General features: G+C 70.4%; 15 protein-coding genes. 6 read left to right on the plus strand and 9 right to left on the minus strand.

The features are described from left to right. Positions 1 to 35: 35 nt before the first annotated feature. Entirely contained in the window at positions 36 to 1,481 is a 1,446-nt protein-coding gene (locus DM194_RS29030) for a carbohydrate-binding domain-containing protein (protein WP_162630200.1), read from the minus strand. Between the two features lie 227 nt (positions 1,482 to 1,708). On the opposite strand from DM194_RS29030, the gene DM194_RS27415 reads away from it, so the two are divergent. The 4 genes from DM194_RS27415 (at position 1,709) to DM194_RS27430 (ending at position 8,472) form a co-directional block, all read left to right on the plus strand. Next, on the plus strand, positions 1,709 to 2,779 hold the full coding sequence (locus DM194_RS27415; RefSeq protein ID WP_111070845.1) for a M23 family metallopeptidase: 1,071 nt from the start codon (positions 1,709 to 1,711) through the stop codon (positions 2,777 to 2,779). A gap of 188 nt (positions 2,780 to 2,967) precedes the next feature. After that, positions 2,968 to 5,712: a right-handed parallel beta-helix repeat-containing protein gene (locus DM194_RS27420; protein ID WP_111070787.1), complete on the plus strand. Its 2,745-nt coding sequence runs from the start codon at positions 2,968 to 2,970 to the stop codon at positions 5,710 to 5,712. Positions 5,713 to 5,854: 142 nt separating this feature from the next. Continuing rightward, positions 5,855 to 6,958: a lysylphosphatidylglycerol synthase transmembrane domain-containing protein gene (locus tag DM194_RS27425; protein WP_246024694.1), complete on the plus strand. Its 1,104-nt coding sequence runs from the start codon at positions 5,855 to 5,857 to the stop codon at positions 6,956 to 6,958. After that, on the plus strand, positions 6,955 to 8,472 hold the full coding sequence (locus tag DM194_RS27430; protein ID WP_111070788.1) for a glycosyltransferase: 1,518 nt from the start codon (positions 6,955 to 6,957) through the stop codon (positions 8,470 to 8,472). The genes DM194_RS27425 and DM194_RS27430 overlap by 4 nt, the downstream gene beginning before the upstream one ends. A gap of 20 nt (positions 8,473 to 8,492) precedes the next feature. Here the strand turns inward: DM194_RS27430 and DM194_RS27435 are convergent, their stop codons facing one another. The 8 genes from DM194_RS27435 to DM194_RS27470 all read right to left on the minus strand — a co-directional run bounded on the left by DM194_RS27435 (position 8,493) and on the right by DM194_RS27470 (position 13,397). Further along, the gene (locus tag DM194_RS27435; protein WP_111070789.1) at positions 8,493 to 9,593 is read right to left on the minus strand and encodes a hypothetical protein; all 1,101 of its coding nucleotides are present in this window, start codon (positions 9,591 to 9,593) and stop codon (positions 8,493 to 8,495) included. Positions 9,594 to 9,625: 32 nt separating this feature from the next. Beyond that, on the minus strand, positions 9,626 to 10,567 hold the full coding sequence (locus tag DM194_RS28880; RefSeq protein WP_246024695.1) for a LysM peptidoglycan-binding domain-containing protein: 942 nt from the start codon (positions 10,565 to 10,567) through the stop codon (positions 9,626 to 9,628). Then, positions 10,564 to 10,926, minus strand: coding sequence for a hypothetical protein (locus DM194_RS27445; RefSeq protein ID WP_111070790.1), 363 nt, complete (start codon positions 10,924 to 10,926; stop codon positions 10,564 to 10,566). Before DM194_RS27445 ends, DM194_RS28880 begins: the two co-directional genes overlap by 4 nt. Positions 10,927 to 10,929: 3 nt before the next feature. Next, the gene (locus tag DM194_RS27450; RefSeq protein WP_111070791.1) at positions 10,930 to 11,331 is read right to left on the minus strand and encodes a hypothetical protein; all 402 of its coding nucleotides are present in this window, start codon (positions 11,329 to 11,331) and stop codon (positions 10,930 to 10,932) included. Positions 11,332 to 11,470: 139 nt separating this feature from the next. Next, positions 11,471 to 11,692, minus strand: coding sequence for a hypothetical protein (locus tag DM194_RS27455; RefSeq protein ID WP_111070792.1), 222 nt, complete (start codon positions 11,690 to 11,692; stop codon positions 11,471 to 11,473). 47 nt (positions 11,693 to 11,739) lie between these two features. Continuing rightward, positions 11,740 to 11,961: a hypothetical protein gene (locus DM194_RS27460; RefSeq protein ID WP_111070793.1), complete on the minus strand. Its 222-nt coding sequence runs from the start codon at positions 11,959 to 11,961 to the stop codon at positions 11,740 to 11,742. A gap of 426 nt (positions 11,962 to 12,387) precedes the next feature. After that, complete coding sequence (locus tag DM194_RS27465) at positions 12,388 to 12,711, minus strand: hypothetical protein (RefSeq protein WP_111070794.1); 324 nt, start codon at positions 12,709 to 12,711, stop codon at positions 12,388 to 12,390. A 26-nt stretch (positions 12,712 to 12,737) separates the two neighbouring features. After that, complete coding sequence (locus tag DM194_RS27470; RefSeq protein ID WP_111070795.1) at positions 12,738 to 13,397, minus strand: NUDIX hydrolase; 660 nt, start codon at positions 13,395 to 13,397, stop codon at positions 12,738 to 12,740. Positions 13,398 to 13,778: 381 nt separating this feature from the next. Here DM194_RS27470 and DM194_RS28380 point away from each other — a divergent pair, with 381 nt between their 5' ends. Next, a complete protein-coding gene (locus tag DM194_RS28380; RefSeq protein WP_246024712.1) occupies positions 13,779 to 17,366 on the plus strand; it encodes a glycosyltransferase in 3,588 nt (1,195 codons plus the stop codon). Between the two features lie 13 nt (positions 17,367 to 17,379). Next, on the plus strand, positions 17,380 to 18,324 hold the full coding sequence (locus DM194_RS27485; protein WP_111070847.1) for a glycosyltransferase family 2 protein: 945 nt from the start codon (positions 17,380 to 17,382) through the stop codon (positions 18,322 to 18,324). Positions 18,325 to 18,420: the final 96 nt, after the last annotated feature.

Genomic DNA, 18,420 nt, shown 5'->3' on the forward strand with positions numbered 1-18,420 from the left:
GGGGTGGGCAAATCCCCGCTCCCCTTCCGGTCCCGTTACGCCGTCATCCCATGCGCCAGATCGTGGGCGTCGTACCAGGCGTACAGGCCGTGGGCGGCGTCCTCGAAGCCGGAGGCCGTTTCCGGCATCCAGGGTGTCGTGACCTCGACCGTTCCGTGCGACGCCGCGTTGGCCGTCACGGCGTGGCCCAGCAGGTCGCCGGCCTGCAGATCGGCGATCTGCGCCTGGGACGGGGTCTGTGCGCCGAACAGGCTCTTGTCGGCGGCGACCACCAGCGTGCCGTTCCACCACATGCCGCTCTGGCCCTTGATCACGTCGTGCCCGTCGAGCGCGCCCTTGTCGTAGGTCACCGCGTCGTCGGTGGCGGCATAGGTGTGGCCGTTCACGCTGACGCTGTCGACGAACAGGTTGCGGTCCTGGCCGCCGGCGAAGCCGTCATTGTCGTACCGGATCTGCACCTTGTGGGCGCTGTCGGCCGGCACGGCGGTGGTGAAGGCGTAGGTCTCCGCCGCGCTGCCGACGGTGGCGTCGCCGACGGCCTGGCCGTCGACCAGCAGGGTGAAATGGGCGTCGATCCCGCCGGCGGCGGTGCCTTTGGCGTTGACCAGGATGGTGGCGTCGGCGGTCGCGGGCGCGCTCCTCCCGGTGTCGGGCGTCTCCGGCGCGCCGTAGGTCTCGCCGATCTTCGCCAGCAGCGCCTGGGTGTTCAGGTCGGTGTAGCCGGTGGCGCCGATCGGCGTCCCGGTCTGCTTCGCCAGCGACAGGAACTCGTCCTGGGTCAGGGCGCTGCCGCGCAACGCCAGGGCCTCCTGCTGGGCGAGCGCCACCGCGGCGGTCACCGTCGGTGCCGCGAAGGAGGAGCCGTTGACCGTCACGGTCCGTCCGGCCAGATCGGTCAGCCGGATGTCGGTGCCGTCGGCGCACAGGTCGGTGATGCCCGGATTGCGCTGGGCCCAGCCCGGCAGCGCCCCGTCGCCGGTGGAGGCGGTGACGCAGAGCGTGTTGTGATCGGCGGCGAAATAGGAGACGTCGTCCGCCGTCCCGTTCTGCCCGTTGTTGCCGGCGGCGGCCGACACCAGCACCCGCTTGGCGGCGAGGCTCGCCAACTCGTCCGACAGGATGGTCGTCATCTCCGACGTGGCCGAGCCGCCGGCCAGCGACAGGTTGACGCCGACGACATTGTAGTCCGACGCATTGGCGACGACCCATTGCAGCGCCTGTTCGATCGCCGACCCCGACGCGGTGGTGGAGCCGTCGGGCATCACCTTCAGCGCGATGATGCCGACGTCCGGTGCCTGGGACAGGATGTGGGAGGTCACCAGGGCGCCGTGGGTGTCGGCGTTGGGGTTGCGCGCATCGCCGTCATTGTCGGCGTAGTCGTGCTGGTAGACCACGGAGGAGGCAGCCCCCCAGGTCGGCGACCAGCCGCTGTCGATGACGACGACCGTCTTGCCGCTGCCGGTGTAGGTGCTGTTCGCCATGCTGTCGGTCCCCGCTGTGTGCCGTCGATGAAAAGCGGGGCGAAGTATGAAGGCGGGCGGTGTGGCCTTCGGATGATAAGGGCGGGGCGGATTGTGGGCGGGCCACCCCTTATGCGCCGTCGCATAAGGGCGGGTCTGCTCCCCCTTCTGCGACGGCCCACCTGTTAAACGCTCACCTGTTGAAGGATGATCGGGCAAGAGGGAGCAATGCCGTGCGAGGGGTATGGATGAGGGTGCCGGTCCATTATCGCTGGGGTTTCGCCGCACTGGTGTTCCTGCCGTCCGCGGCATCCGCCCAGCCTCCCGCCGCCCAGCCCCCTGCCGCCCGATTGCCCGCCGGTGCGCCGGCGCTGGAGTTGCCGGTGCGCTGCCGGATCGGGGCGGAGTGCTTCGTCCAGAACTACGTCGATACCGATCCCGGGCCGGGGATGCGGGACTTCGCCTGCGGGCGGCTGACCTATGACGGGCACAAGGGGACGGATTTCCGCCTGCCCGACCTGGAGGCGATGCGGCGCGGGGTGGCGGTGGTGGCGGCGGCGCCCGGCACGGTGGCCCGCGTGCGCGACGGGGTGGAGGATGTCAGCATCCGGCAGAGCGGCGGCTCCCCCGGCGGGCGGGAGGCCGGCAACGCGGTGGTGGTCGATCATGGCAACGGCTGGGAAACCCAGTACAGCCACCTCAAGCGCGGCAGCGTCGTCGTCAAGCCGGGCGACCGGGTGGAGGCGGGCACGCCGCTGGGCGAGATCGGCCTGTCCGGCAACACCGAATTCCCCCATGTCGATTTCGGCCTCCGCCATGACGGCCGCACGCTCGATCCCTATACCGGCAAGGAGGCGGGGGCCGGTGAGGCGCCGGTCTGCGCCGCCGCCCAGGGTGCCGCGCCGGTTCCATCGGGTACGCTGTGGAGCGCCGAGGCGCGCCGGACGCTGGCCTACCAGCCGAGCGCCCTGCTCGGCGCCGGACTGGCGCCCGAGGCGCCGAAGGAGGAGATTGCGCGGAACGGCGGCTATGGCGGCAAGCCTCTGCCGGCCGGCGCCCCGACGCTGGGCGTCTGGGCGGAGCTGATGGGCGGGCGGCAGGGCGACCGCGTGATGCTGGAGGTGACCGGCCCCGACGGCCGCCGCCTGCTCCGCAGCGAAGGGACGGTGCCGCGCCCGCTGGCCGTGCTGTTCCTCGGCACCGAGGTGAAGAAGCCGGCCCCTGGTCCCTGGGCGCCCGGCCCCTACCGGGTGACGGTGACGCTGCGCCATGGCAACGAGACGGTGCTGCGGGAGGAACGGCGGGTGGAGCTGCGCTGAGCGGGTTGAGGCGGGTTCGGCAAGACAACCGGAAGGACGCCGCAAGTGACAACTGCCCGATGCCGGGTATTTATCACGAAATGAACACAGCAATTCCGCGCGAAATTGTACATCCGAAAGGATGATTGCACCTCCTTATTAAGTGTTCCTGCTGTGAGATTGCCCTGTATCGGCAAGGCAATCCGGCAATGACAGACACTCAACAGGCTTTCTACGTCGCGACCAACGGCAACGATTCCTGGTCGGGGCGTTTGGCGGCACCCAATGCCGAGGGCACCGACGGTCCCTTCGCCACGCTGGAACGCGCGCAGGGCGCGATGCGGGCGACCGGCATCCGCGACACCTATGTGCGCGGCGGCACCTATGCGATGACGCGCACGGTCACGCTGACCGGGGCCGACAACGGCGTCCGCATCATGGCCTATCCGGGCGAGACGCCGGTGTTCAGCGGCGGCGAGCGGGTCGGCGGCTTCACCCCCATCGGCGGCGGGCTGTACGCCGCGGCGACCTCCGCCACCGGGCTCGACCTCTCCATCGGCGGGGTCCGGCAGAAGGTGGCGCAGACCGGCGACTGGAACGCCGGCGATCCGCGCTCCGGCTGGTCGATCCTGGAGGCGGCCTCCGGCGGCGCCAGCAGGACCAGCCTGCGGGTCGGCGGCGGCGACTGGGCGATGGCCGCGGTGCTGGCCGCCGGGGTCCAGCCCGGCACCATGGTCCAGACCTTCGACACCGAGCGGCTGTCCGACAACATCGTCGGCATCGCCTCCACCGATGCCGGCAGCGGGACCATCACCTTCACGCAAGCGGCGAAATACGCCCTGCGCAGCGGCGGCACCTATCGCCTGCTGAACGACGACGCCTTCATCCGCGATGCCGGCGAGTTCGCCTGGCAGGCCGAAACCGGCCGGCTGGTGGTGAAGCCGCAGGATCCCGGCGCGCTGCTGGCCCAGGGGGCGGTGGTGGCGCGGCTGGGCACGCTCCTGTCGCTGAACGGGGCGAGCGGCGTCATCCTGCAGGGGCTGACCTTCGCCGACACCGTCTGGGACGGCTCGGCCCTGACGCTGACCAACGCGTCCGCCAACAGCATCGCCGGCAACCGCTTCGTCAATGCCGGCACGGCGATGACGCTGACCGGCTCGTCCGGCAACGTGATCGAGGCCAACCGGATGGAGCATCTGGGGGCGAGCGGTATCAAGCTCGCCTACGGCAGCAACGGCAACCGCGTCAGCGCCAACAGCATCGACGGCATCGGCGAGGTGCTGCAGGACGTCGCCGGCATCCAGCTCTACGGCACCAGCGGCACGCTGATCTCCGGCAACGACATCCGCAACAGCACGCGCTACGGCATCTCGATCAAGAACTGGGACGGCGCCACCGTCAACACCGACACGGTGGTGGAGTACAACCGCATCTACAACACGATGACCGCCACCGCCGACGGCGGCGCCATCGAGATGCTGGGGCGGTCCAACGTCGACACCCGCACCGTCATCCGCGGCAACGACATCCGCAACGTCGGCGGGCTGGCGACCGACGGGTCGGGCTGGCTCGACCGCCACAAGAGCTTCGGCATCTATCTGGACGACATGGCCAACGGCGTCACCGTCCAGGACAATTTCATCCAGAACACCGGCTGGGCCAGCGTCTTCATCCATGGTGGCGATTCTAACAGCGTCACCAACAACTTCGCCGTCCTGTCCAACCCGCGCGAACGCTTCATCCGGCTGGAATGGGTGCCGAACGCCGGTGCCATCGGCCTGCTCGCCGACAACAGCGTCACCGGCAACGTCATCTCCTCCTCGACCGGCGTGGATTACTGGGAGTTCTGGACACCCGGCTCCTACAACGTCACCGGCAACCTGCTGCAGGGCATCCGCGGTCTGAACGGCGGAGACAGGGTGTCGTCGGGTCTGTTCGTCAACCCGGCGGCCGGCGACTTCCGGCTCGGCAGCGCCGCCGCGGCGGGGCTCGGCATCCGTGACCTGGATTGGGCGCGGATGGGCAGCGCGCCGCTGACGGTGCCGGGAATCCCCGCCCCCGGTGCCGGCGGCGGGCCGGGGGTCGGATCCGGTGGCGGATACGGGAGCGGGGGCTCCCCGGCGGCCGGCACCGGCGGTGCGCCCGCCGCGGCCGGGCTGGCCTTCTCGCCGCTGGCCTACATCGCCTCCTATGCCGACCTGTCGGCGGTCTTCGGCACCAACGCCGCCGCCGGCGCCGCCCACTACGCCGCCAGCGGCCGGGCGGAGGGGCGGACGGTCAGCTTCGACCCGCTGGCCTACATCGCCTCCCACGGCGACCTGACGGCGGTCTTCGGCACCGACCGGACGGCGGGGGCGGTGCACTACATCACCAACGGCCGGGCGGAGGGGCGGACGGTCAGCTTCGACCCGCTGGCCTACATCGCCTCCCACGGCGACCTGACCGCCGCCTTCGGCACCGACCGGACGGTGGCGGCGATGCACTACATCACCAACGGCCGGGCGGAGGGGCGGACGGTCAGCTTCGACCCGCTGGCCTACATCGCCTCCTACGGCGACCTGACCGCCGCCTTCGGCACCGACCGGACGGCGGGGGCGATGCACTACATCACCAGCGGCCGGGGGGAGGGGCGGACGGTCAGCTTCGACCCGCTGGCCTATCTGGCGGCCAACACCGACCTCGCCGCCGCCTTCGGCACCGACACCACCCAGGCCGGGCTGCATTACCTGGGCATCGGCCGGACGGAAGGGCGGAGCACCGGCTTCAACGCCTCGGCCTATCTGGCGGCCAACGGCGACGTCGCCGCGGCCACCGGCGGCGACCTGACGGCGGCGATGCGGCATTACATCCAGAACGGCCGGCTGGAAGGCCGGGCGCTGAGCCCGGCCTCCGCGTCCCGCGCCGCCGGGCTGTCGCCGGAAAGCGTCATGCTGGCCGCCGCCGGGATGGGGTGAGTGTGCCCTCTCCCGCCTGCCCCCGTCCCGCCTGCCCATGCCGCCTGCCCATGCCGCCTGATCGGGTGACAAGCCGGGCTTGAGCCGTTAAAACGGCCCGTTCGGCGCCGCTGTCCCGCGGCACCCGGATTTCCATGCGGGGATGATGGCTCAGGCTCTTCTCGACACCTCCTTCGCCCAGCCGGCCGGGCCCAATCCGTTGGGAACGGACCCGCTGGGGAAAGGCCCCGGCAAACCGGCCGGACGGCGGTGGCCGCTGCTGGTCAAGCTGGCGGTGACGGTCGTCATTCTGGGCGCGCTCGCCGCCGGGGCCGACTGGCAGGGCATCCTCGCGCGCCTAGCCGCCGCCGACCCGTGGCTGTTCGCCGCCGGCTTCGCCGTGAAGGCGCTGACCCTGCCCTTCGCCTCGCAGCGGTGGCGGGCGGTCGGACGGGCCGCCGGCTTCCGGCTGACCCGCTGGACCGCCTTCCGCCTGCAGATGGCCAGCGGATTCCTGGGGCAGATCCTGCCGGGATCGGTGGGGGCCGACCTGCTGCGCGGCTGGTTCACCTGGAGGCTCGGCCACCCCGCCGGCCCGGTGATGCTGGCCCTGCTGGTCGACCGGCTGATGGCGCTGCTGGGCGTGGTGCTGATCGGATTGATCGGATTGCCGCATCTGGCCGCGGTGGCGCCGCCCGCCGTCGCCGGCACCGTCCTGGCGGGCGCGCTGGTCCTGGCCGTGGCCATGGGGCTGCTGCTGCTGGCCGGCCGCATCCCGCGCGACCGGCTGCCGATTCCGAGGCGGCTGCGCGACGGCGCGCCGGTGCGGACCACCTGGGAGGCGGTGGCGCAGCTGCGCGCCATGGCCGGCAACCGTTCCGCCTGGGCGGCGCTGGGCCACAGCGTCGGCGTCCATCTCGCCACCATCGCCTCCACCATCCTGTTCGCCCGCTCCGTCGGCCTGCCGCTCGACTGGCTGGACGGGCTGGCCATCGTGCCGGCCGCCATCGTCGCCGCAGCCCTGCCCGTCTCGCTCGGCGGCTGGGGCGTGCGCGAGGGGGCGATGGTCGCCGGTTTCGCGCTGCTCGGCTTCGATGCCGACGCGGCGCTTCTGGTCTCGCTGCTGATCGGGCTGTCGATCGCCGTCCTGTCGCTGCCCGGCGGCCTGTTCTGGCTGCTGTTGCGCAACGAGACCGCCTCCCGGCCCGATCCTGTCCAGCCGGGCATCGCAGTGCCTGCCGCCCTTTCCACGGATTCAGCCCGATGACCGACCAGCCCCTTCCGACGCTCGACGGGAACACCGCCCCGGATGCCGCTCCGGCTTCCGGCGTGCCGCGCGCCCTCTCCCCCCGGCAGGAGCGCATCCGCGGGCTGTTCGACGCGATGGCCCCCCTGCGCGACCGCTGGGCGGAGCGCAACAGCGCCTTCCACGACGCCGACCGCGCCTATCTGCGCTTCCTGATCCCGGAAGGGGCGACGGTGCTGGAGATCGGCTGCGGCGTCGGCGACACGCTGGCGGCCCTGAAGCCGGCGCGCGGCGTCGGCATCGACCTCAGCCCGGCGACCATCGCGGTGGCGAAGACACGCTATCCGGAACTGGAGCTGATCGCCGCCGACGCCGAGAACCCGGCGACCATCGACGCGATCGAGGGGCCGTTCAGCCACATCCTGCTGTCGGGCACCATCGGCTTCCTCGACGACATCGAGGAGACGCTGCGCCTGCTGCGCCGGGTCGCCACGCCCAAGACCCGCATCATCGTCAGCTATCACTCCCGCGTCTGGGAGCCGATCCTGTGGGTGGCGGAAAAGCTGGGGATGCGCATGCCGCAAGGCCAGCAGAACTGGCTGTCGACCAGCGACATCGTCAATCTGCTCGATCTGGCCGGCTGGGAGCCGGTGCGCCGCGAATGGCGCCAGCTGATCCCCAAGCGGCTGTTCGGGTTGGGCACGCTGGTCAACCGCTACGTCGCGCCCCTGCCCGGCATCCGCCGGCTGTGCGTGCGCAACTATGTCGTCGCCCGGCCGCAGCCCACCGTGGAGGAGGTCACCGTCGACGGCAAGCCGGCCTCGGTCACCGTCCTGATCCCCTGCCGCAACGAGCGCGGCAACATCGAGAACGCCATCCGCCGCCTGCCCCGCTTCGCCCCCGACATCGAGGTGATCTATGTCGAGGGCAACAGCCAGGACAACACCTACGAGGAGTGCCTGCGCGTCCGCGACGCCTATCCCGACTGGGACATCAAGGTGATGAAGCAGCCCGGCAAGGGCAAGGGCGACGCGGTGCGCGCCGGATTCGCCGTGGCGCGCGGCGACATCCTGATCATCCTCGACGCCGACCTGACGGTGCCGCCGGAGACGATGGGGAAATTCTATCAGGCCATGGTGTCGGGGCGCGGCGAGTTCGTGAACGGCACGCGGCTGGTCTACCCGATGGCGCCGGAGGCGATGCGCTTCCTGAACTTCCTGGCCAACCGGGCCTTCGCGCGCATCTTCTCCTTCCTGCTGAACCAGCGCTTCACCGACACGCTGTGCGGCACCAAGGTGCTGTGGCGCAAGGATTACGAGACCATCGTCGCCAACCGCCATTACTTCGGCGATTTCGACCCCTTCGGCGACTTCGACCTGATCTTCGGCGCCGCCAAGCAGAACCTGAAGATCGTCGAGGTGCCGGTGCGCTACGCCGACCGCAGCTATGGCGAGACGCAGATCTCCCGCTTCACCCATGGCTGGCTGCTGGCCCGCATGGTGGTCTTCGCCTGGAAGAAGCTGAAGGCGTTCTGAGCCTTCAGCGCACCGTCGCCCTACCGTACCGTCGACAGGGCGATCTCGAAGGCCCGCCGGTTGATCGCCCAGGCCTCGAACGACGAGTCCTCGTCGGGGGAGAGCAGGATCAGGCAGACCGGCAGGCCGTGCGCATCCTCGCTGAGCGCGATGCGGGCCGCGAGAATGGTCATGGAGGTCCCGCTCCGCCGGGCCTTGCGGCGGTGGAGGAGGAGGCTGCGCTCCGCCGTCCGTTCCTCGGCGATCGGCTCCGCGTCGGCGGACAGGGTGAAGCCCTGGTTGGCCAGCTTGGCGAGCGTGGTCCGCTCGATCTCCGCGGCGGCGGCGAGTGCGGCGTCGGCGCTCCCCTCCGCGGCGCCGAGCACCGCGATCAGGCTGCCGCGGCCGGTGGAGCCGTCCGGCCCGACATGGTCCAGCACCAGGGAGGCGCCGTCCGGCGGGGCGTCGCCGCCCGGCGTCTCCCGCCACAGGCCGGAGGCGAGGAAGCGGACGGCGTGCGCCCCCTTCAGCTCCGTCCACTCGAAGCCTTCGGCGAAGGTCTGGCCGGTCGGCTCGGCCAGCCGGAAGCGCATGGCGGCGAGCAGGGCGATCTCCTGCATCACCCGGTGGTCGGCCTTTCCGCCCTGCCCCATCCCTCCCTGGGGCATGCGCCCGTCGATCAGGAACAGCAGGTCGGCGTCCTTCACCGTCAGCAGCCGGTGCAGGCGCAAGCCCCCGTCATGGCGGCCGGCGGCGAGCGCGTCGCCCATCATGCCGGTCGGCGAAGGCGCCTGGCGGAAATCCAGCTCGCGGTAGCCCTGCGAGCGCATCCAGGCGCGCAGCCAGTCCGCCCCGTGGATCTCGCGCGGCAGGAAGGCGGCCCAGACCACCAGTTCCACCCCCTCCGCCGCCCCCGGCGCCTCCGGCTCCCCCGGATAAAAGCGGGCCAGCGGGACGAGGGGGGCCTCCGGGCCGGGAGCGGCGGTCGCCGTCCGCTCCACCGCCCAGCCCCGCGGCAGGGCGATGGAGAAGCCGGTTCCCGCCGGCAGGCCATCGCGGACCAGGACGTCCAGATAGGTGGCTTCGATCACCGGGCGCGGCGACAGCGGCGCCGTCAGCAGGGTCGGCAGTCTGGGGTCCATGCTCTACTCTCCCGTCGCGAGGCCGGCCGGACTCATGGCCCGGCGCTCCGTTCCCGGCCGGTGTAGCGGGGGCCGACGCTGAGGTCCACATCGGCCTTCAGGCCCAGGAAGGCCGCGGCCTCGCCCGCCATCCCCATATGGTAGCGCCCGGTCTCCAGATCCTTGAAGGCATGGGCGGACGCCCCCGCCCCGACCGAGCCGGCGGACGCGCCGCCCTTGCCGCGCAGGCTGACGGTGTAGTCGGTGAAGGGAATCGGGATGTTGATCTCGCCCTTGAGGTCGCCGGCCGCCGCTGCCGCGCCGGCCTTGGCGCCCAGTGCGATGCCGGCCCGCCGCCCGTCCGAGCCGATCAGCCCGTCGGCCTTGGCTTCGGCCTGCATCAGCGCATATTCGCCGCCGGCCTCGGCCCAGGGGTTGTTCTTGTCGGTGCCGGCGAACAGCGTGCCTTCCTGCGAGACCATCACCGCCTTGGCCGAGGCGGTGCCGCCGGCGCCATGGACGATGCCGCCGGCGGCCTTCGCCTCGGCGGTCAGGCTCTCCATCTTGTGCGAGCCGCCGACATAGCGGTTTCCCAGGTGGCCGGCATGCTCCATCTTCACCATGCCGACGCCGACCTCGCCCTTGGCCTGCCCCAGCACGCCCTGGCGCTTCGCCTCGCCGTCGGCCATGGCGTAGAACGCGCTGACATTGTCGTCGCCGCCCGCCCGCTTCAGGAAGGCCGGCTGCTTGGGACAGGGGGCGACCGGTGCGCCGGGCGGCGCGGGCGCCGCCGTCTGCGCCGCGGCCTGTCCGGCGCGGGCGGCGGCGGGGGCTGCCGGCGGGGCCGGCGGCGGCGCCACGACCAGCCGCTGGCCCGACGCGATCATGTTGGGGTTGGAGATGCCGTTCAGCCGCTGCAGCTCGGCCACGGTGGTGCCGTTGCGCCGGGCGATGGCGGACAGCGTCTCGCCGCGCTGGACGGTATGCACGGTCATCGCGCGCCCTCCGGCGTGCCAGTTGCCGTCAGGGCGGCGGTGATCTGGTCGAGCCGCGCGTCGGCATCGCCCGGCCCGTCCAGCAGGGCGCCGAGCCAGGCGAACTCCTCCCGCCGGGCATGGTCCGCCGGGAAGGCCGCCAGGATGTGGACATAGCGGGTGATCCGCCGCTCGGTCTCCATGCCGTGGGCGGGAGCGGCGGCGAGCGCCGCCTCGATTCGGGCGGCGACCTCCCCGGCCGGGACGTCGGGGGCTTCCCGCGCCATTATCGCCGCCGCCGCGGCGCGCAGGCGGTCATGGAAGGCGTCGGCGCGCGCGGCGAGGAGCTGTTCCTGCTGCCGGTCGGAGATGCGCAGCATGGCTCAGCGCTCCCCCGGCCACAGGATGCCGGTCCAGACCAGCACCGCCGCGACGCCGCCGGCGAGCAGGAACAGCGCCATCAGGGTGAAGCCGGCGGCCTGCGCCTGATCGAGAGCGCGGTCGCGCAGGATGGCGTCGGCGATGGCGCCCTTGGCCTCGATCCGGGTGAAGAGGGCGCGCAGGCGGCCTATGAGGCCGGTGACGAGCGCCGGGGCCGCGAGGCCGAGCATGCCGCCGCCCAGCCCGACGAACAGCGCCTTGTAGGCCCGGGCGGCAAGATCGCGGTTGCCGCCGAACAGCGGCAGGCTGCGCTCTCCCAGGATGGAAAGGCCGATCAGGGTCAGGAGGACGAAAAACGCCGCGAGGAGCAGGCGTCCCTCGGTGGAGGACGGAAGCGGAACCATGACCCTTTGGCAACCCTTTGGCCGGTCGGGGTGAAAACAGGCAAGCGGGAGCTTCACAAAAGCAACCGAGCCTGTCCACTCCGTTGACCGTGCATCCGATTCACCATCGCAGCGCCATCGGGTGGTGACGCCCCTGCCGTCAGGCGGTCACGATGGCCGTCGGCATGGCGAGGGCCTGGTAGCCGTCGCGCTGTTCGGTCAGGCTCAGCAGCAGGTCGGTCAGGCTGTCGCGCGCGAAGCTGTCCGTGGTCGCCGCCAGCTTGCGGCGCACGACGCCGATGAACTCCTCCAGAACTTCCAGGTGCAGGGTGGCGGAGGCGAGGACGTCCTTGGCGATGGGGGCGGCGATCGGGGCGGTCATGGCGGCGGTCTTTCGCGAGGAGGAGGAGCGGAAAGGGAGCGGCAGGATCAGGCGGCGAGCGCGGTGGCCGGCTGAACGGTCGCGAGCACGGCGCGGTAGGTCTCGCGCTGCTCGGTCAGGCCCGACAGCAGGTCGATCAGGCTGTCGCGGCTGAATTCGCTGGCGGCGCCGTTCAGCTTCGACTGGGTGATCGTGATGAATTCATCGACGATATCCAGGTGCAGAGCAGAAGAATTGAAGATCTCGACGGCGTAATCGGTCTTGGACATGGTGGCGATCCCTGTATTCGTGGTGGGGTCTTTTGCCCGTTCTGATGATCTTATTGAGCCATCCGCCCAGTTAACGAGGCGTTAAGATCACCGATTGGTTTCAGGTCGATTGGTGATTACCACTTCCAAGAAAAATACCGCCAAACGCTGCTTCGCGATTTGGCGGTAGTGTTACTTCTTTCGGTGGTGGTGGCGCGCATCCCCAGCGTGGACAGAAAAAAGCCCCAGGGAATCCCCGGGGCTTTGCCGTCATAACCCGCTGGAGGGAGCGGCCATGCCGACGAACTCGACGGCGCCCGGCAGCAGAGGCAGCCCGGCCAGGGCGCGGTGTATCAGGAGGATCGGCGGACGGATTGGTCTTGGCTGATGTCTCCCGAACCCTCATCAGGGCAAGCGGCTGGCATCGCCGCGCCGCCCGTCCGTTGGTCAGCGCGCGCTGAGCATGCAGGTGCGATCGGACGGCATGGGCAGGACCACCGGCTTGCCGTCGGCCCCGGTGCCGCGCACCTCGCGTCCGCCGGGAGGGCCGCCGGGCTTTCCCCCGGCCTGGCCGGCGGATGCCGGTGGATCGACGATCTCCGGGTCGGTGAGCTGTCCGGCGACGGTCCATTGCCGGGTCTGCGGATCCTGGCAGCGCAGCTCGTACCGTCCCTTCATCGGCTCGGCGGCGGCCGGGGATGCGGCCGGGAATGCAAGGGCGCCGGCCAACAGAAGGGCGGCCATCGGAGCGGACAGGGCGAAACGGGTCATCGGAGTTTTCCTCAACGGGCTTTTCCTCAACGGGCTGTGGCTGGTGACGCTGCGTCCGGGGGGTGGGGGCGGGACAGCACCCGCGCGATGTCGGCCTGCCAGACCATGCTGACCAGCGCGATCTGGGTCAGCAGGTGCATTTCGCCGCGGCCGATGCCCTCCAGCAGTTCCGCCCGTGTCAGCAACAGGATCTCGGTATCTTCCAGGTCGTCGGAAATCGGGGCAGAAATCGGGGCGGAAATCGGATCGGCGACCGGATCGGCGATACGGCGGCAGCCGGTGGCGTGGAACATGTGCGACCAGGCGCCGCCCTGGTTGGCGTTGACGATGTAGGCGCCGAGATCGGTCCAGGCCTCCGCCTCCATTCCCGTCTCCTCCATCAGCTCGCGCTTGGCCGCGGCCAGCGGCTCCTCGCCGGGGGACAGGTGGCCGCCGGGAAAGACCAGTCCGACCTTGCGCGGCCCGTGGCGGTACTGGCGGTAGGTGACGATCCGCCCATCCGCCGTCTCTGCGAAGATGCAGGCGAAGGAGGGCTGGTCGAACTGGTAATAGTCGTCGATCCGCCGCCCGTCCGGCAGCTCCACCGTCTCCACCCGCACCTTCAGGAAGGGATCGGCATCGAGCAGTTCGCGGCTGCCCAGCACGGTCCAGGGGCGGTGAAGGCGATAGGGGCGGTGTCCGGTCATGGGCTGGGTTTGCTCTCTGGCGGATGCCGCAGGGAGGCGGCGGGGAGACATGCCGGTGATGGCCTAGCAGCAGCGCCATGTCGGCGTCCAGTCATCCGCAAGGGGAAAACGCAGTCACTCTGGCGTGAAGACCGCAATCCTTCGACGTCTTATGAGTGCTTGAGTTTGATGCAGCGCAACCAGAAGGGCGCGGTGTTTCCAAGAGTCCTTCAATCCAGCCCCTGCCACCTTGGCAACGCAAAGAGAAGAAGTTGTTACAAAATTCAACATTTGCGTGTGACAGATGTAGCCAAATGTGGCGCATTTCTACGAAGTATTCATTTCGATTGAATCGGTTTGGCAAAGTGCCTATCGGTCCATGAACTATTGCCGTTGAAGTCCATGCGCCCCGACACCTGTTCCCCCATTCCGCGCCTGATACACCAGACCTGGAAGACCCGTGACGTCCCGCCGGAGTTCCAGGCCCTTCAGCGCAGCTGGACCGAGCGGAATCCCGGCTTCACCTACCGGTTCTGGACCGACGACGACATCGAGCACTTCATGGCGGAGGAGCATCCGGCCCTGCTGCCGGTCTTCCGCGGCTATGCCGCCCCCATCGCGCGCATCGATCTGGCCCGTTACCTGATCCTGCGCCGCTTCGGCGGAGTCTATGCGGATCTCGACTTCGAATGCCTGCGTCCGATCGACGGGCTGCTGGAGGGCCGGAGCTTCATCGTCGGGATGGAGCCGGAGGAGCATGGCCGGCTGGCGAAGGCGGCGGAGCGCGGACTGCCGCGCATCCTCTGCCCGTCCTTCCTCGCCTCCGTTCCCGACCACCCCTTCTGGGACCATCTGCTGTCCCGGCTGGTCGAGGCGCGGCATTGCCGGGACGTGCTGGACGCCACCGGTCCCTTCCTGCTGACCCGCGCCCACGCCGCCTATGAGGGGGAGGGCCGGGCCGCGGTGACGGTGCTGCCGCCGGAACTGCTCTACCCCGTCACCAAGGACGATTGCTGGAGCCGCCGTCTGTTCGACCCGGTCTTCTGGGAGCGGGCGACGCGCGACGCCTATGCCGTCCATTACTGGGAGGGGACATGGTTCCGCGGTGCTGCGGAACGCGGCGCCGGACCCGCTGCCGAATTGCCCCGGCAAGTCGCGGCGGCGATGACCGACGGGCGGCCGGAAGGAGAGCGTCCGGCCGTAGCCAGGACGGAAGGGCAGCCGTTGATCTCCTGCCTGATGATCACCAGAGGGCGGAGCGGTCTGCTGAAGTTCGCCATCGAGGGCTTCGCGCGCCAGACCTATCCGAACCGCGAGCTGGTCATCGTCTGCGACAGCCCGGCTCTGCCGCAGGATGACCCGCTGGAGCGCGCCATCCGCGACGCGGCCTGTCCGAACATCCGCCTGATCCGGGTGAGGAGCACCTCCCAATCCGGCTCCCGGCCGGCCAGCCTCACGCTGGGCGAACTGCGCAACATCGCCGTCGACCAGGCGGCCGGCCGCTATGTCTGCCAGTGGGACGACGACGACCTTTACGACCCCTGCCGGTTGGAGATGCAGCAGCGGGTGCTGGCCGCCACCGGCGCCCAGGCCTGCCTGCTCGGCCGCTGGATGATCTGGTGGCCGGCGGAAGAGCGGCTGGCGGTGTCCGGCGAACGGGACTGGGAGGGCTCGCTCCTGTGCGAGAAGGCGGCGATGCCCCGCTACCCCGCCCTTCGCCGCGGCGAGGACACGCCGGTGGTCGAGCAGCTGCGCCGCAGCGCCCGCGTCGTCCGCATGGACCTGCCGCGGCTCTACACCTATGTCGTCCATGGCGGCAACACCTTCACGGCTCCCCATTTCGAAACCCACTGGAAGATGGCCGCCGCCCGCTTCGACGGCGCGCGCTGCCGCGCCGTGCTGGAGGAGATGGGCAAGCGCCTGCCGGTGGAGGCTTACCGCCGCATGGTGGCGAGCCGCGCGACGGACGCTGCTTCCGCAAGCGGCCCGGCCGGAGCAAGCGTCGATCTCGAGGTCGCCGGGCACCTGACCGCGGCGGTCGGGCTGGGAAGCGCCGCCCGCGGAACGGTGACCGCGCTGCGGGCGTCAGGGTTGCCGGTGACGGCGATCGACCTGCCGCTCGACGAAACCCATCCCGTTCCGCTGCCCGCGCTTCCAGCGGGGACGACGTCGGAGGGGCTGGCGCCTGCGGCGGCTCGCGATGCCTTCGCGGTGACGCTGATCCACACCAACCCGGATGCCCTGCGCCGGGCGCTGAGCGCCCCCCGCCGCGATCCCCGCCTCGATCCCCGCCGGCTGCTCGACCGCTTCACCATCGGCTACTGGGCCTGGGAGGCGTCGTCGGGAATTCCGGAGCCTTGGCGGGCCTGCCTGCCGCTGGTCGACGAGATCTGGGTTCCCAGCACCTTCACCGCCGCCGCGGTGGCGCCCCATGTCGCGGTGCCGGTGATCGCCATGCCCCATGCCGTCGCGGCCCCGCCGGCTCCCCCCGCGTTCGACCGCCAGGCCTTCGGCATTCCCGACGGCACGGTCTGCTTCCTGTTCCTGTTCGATGCGACCAGCAACATCACGCGCAAGAACCCGGCCGGTCTGATCCGCGCCTATCGCACCGCCTTCCCCGATCCCGAATCCGGCACCCTGCTGATCGTCAAGGCGAAGAAGCTGTCGGACGGGGAGCGCCACGCGCTGGAGGCGGTGGCCGGCGGCCGTCCGGACATCCGCATCGTCAACGAACCCTGGACGGCGGAGCGGGTCGCCGCGCTGATGACGGCGTGCGATGCCTATGTCTCGCTGCACCGGGCGGAGGGGTTCGGACTGACCGTCGCCGAGGCGATGGCCTGCGGCAAGCCCGTCATCGCCACCGCCTATTCCGGCACGATGGACATCACCACGCCGGACACCGCCTATCTGGTGCCCTGCCGCCTCACCAGGCTGGAGGCGGACGACGGCTATTACCGGCGCGGCACCGTCTGGGCCGATCCCGACCTGGAGGAGGCTGCCCGGCTGATGCGCCGGGTGGTTTCCGATCCCGAGGAAGCGCGGGCGATGGGCGCGCGCGCCGCCGCCCGGATACGGACCCATTTCAGTCCCGAGGCCATCGGTGCCCGGATGCGCGACCGTCTGGCTGCCCTGATGCCGGCGCGCTCCGCCCCCGCCCCCGCTCCCGTTCCGGCGGCCCCCTCTCCGGTGAGCGGACGGCCAGGGGGCGGGGCGGAGCGCGTGCTGGTGCTGACCCCGGTGAAGGACGCCGTCGCCCATCTGCCGCGTTACCTGGAACTGCTCGGCCGGCTCGACCATGATCCGTCCCGACTGTCTCTGGGCTTTCTGGAGGGGGACAGCCGCGACGGAACCCATGACTGGCTGGCCGGCCGGCTGCCGGAACTGCGGGAGCGCTACCGCCGGGTGACCCTGCTGCGTCACGACCACGGATTCCGGCCCGACGGTCCGCGTTGGGCGCCGGCGATCCAGCGGCGGCGGCGGGAGGTGCTGGCCCGCGCGCGCAACCGGCTGCTGTCCGGCGCGCTGGGCGACGAGGACTGGGTGCTGTGGCTCGACGCCGATCTGGTCGATTACCCGCCGGATCTGCTGGCCAGGCTGCTCGCCGCCGGGCGCGACATCGCCGTTCCCCATTGCGTCCTGCCCGACGGGCGGACCTTCGACCTCAACAGCTTCCGCCTGGATGGGACGGCGGACGGGACGGCGGCGGGGGAGGAGGATCCGCGCCATCTGGCCGACGGCATCTTCCAGCCGCCGCGCGGCGCCGGGCGGCGCTACCTGGGCGATTTCGCCGGCGAGGAGGCCGTGCCGCTGCACGGGGTCGGCGGCACGGCCTTGCTGGTCCGTGCGGATCTTCACCGGGAGGGGCTGTGTTTCCCGCCTTACAGCCATCGCGGCTACATCGAGACGGAAGGGCTGGCGGCGATGGCGCGCGACATGGGCGTCACCGCCTGGGGCCTGCCGGGCCTGCGCATCGTCCATGCCGATCACTGACAACCGAAGCATCATGCCGGCCACCAAGCGCCCCGCCGCCGCTGATCCGAGGATCGCGGTCAGCATCGTCGTCTGCACCCATCGGCGCCCCGAACTGCTCGGCGCCTGCCTGGACAGCCTGATCGGGCAGCGGGTGGGCGGCGGCTCCCCGGACTTCGTTCACGAGATCCTGGTGATCGACAATTCCGCCCTGGCGGAAGGACGCCCGGTCGTCGAGAGCCGGCAGGCCGCCTTCGCCCTGCGGGGCGTGCCGCTGCGCCATATCCTGGAGGAGCAGCCCGGCGTCAGCTTTGCCCGCAACCGCGGCGTGGCCGAGGCGGCGGGAGAGCTGATCGCCTTCATCGACGACGACGAGCGGGCCTGCGACGGGTGGCTGGAGGCGCTGGTGGCGCCCTTCGCCGATCCGGGTGTCGATATGGTTGCCGGTGAGGTCGATCCCGATTTCGGCGCTCATGCCCGTCCGGACTGGCTGACCGATGACTTTCTGGCTGTTTTTTCCTGCCACTGGGGCTGGGACACGGAGTCCCGCTTCCTCAAGCCCGGCGAATGGTTCGGCGAAGGCAACTGCGCTTTCCGCAAGCGGCTGCTGGACGGACGGGGCTTTCCGACCGATGTCGGCCGCAGCGGCGATGGCCTGATGTCGAGCGAGGGCATGCTGTTCACCGCCCTGCGTGCCGCCGGCGCCACCGTCTATTACGTGCCCGGCGCCCGCGTATCCCACTACATCCATCCTGACCGGCTCGACAAGGCCTGGGTTCTGCGGCGGATGTTCTTCCAGGGTGTCTCGGACTATATCGCCCACCGTCGTTACGGACTGCGCAAGCTGCCGCAGGACTTCACCCTCAGCCTGGGCAAACTGATAGCATTGGACGTGCAGATGCTCGATCCAGTCGGCTTGCGGGCAATTGCGGATCTCTACTACCAACTCGGATATGCGGCGGGGTCGAACATGTACTGAAGCGGCCCGGCCTGCCGTGGTGTCATATGGAACTGCTTCACCAACGGAGCGGGGATGTCCTGCGCTGAAGCCCCCTTGCAGACGTCTTTCGGCGCC

The sequence above is a fragment of the Azospirillum ramasamyi genome (genome assembly GCF_003233655.1).
Taxonomy (GTDB): domain Bacteria; phylum Pseudomonadota; class Alphaproteobacteria; order Azospirillales; family Azospirillaceae; genus Azospirillum; species Azospirillum ramasamyi.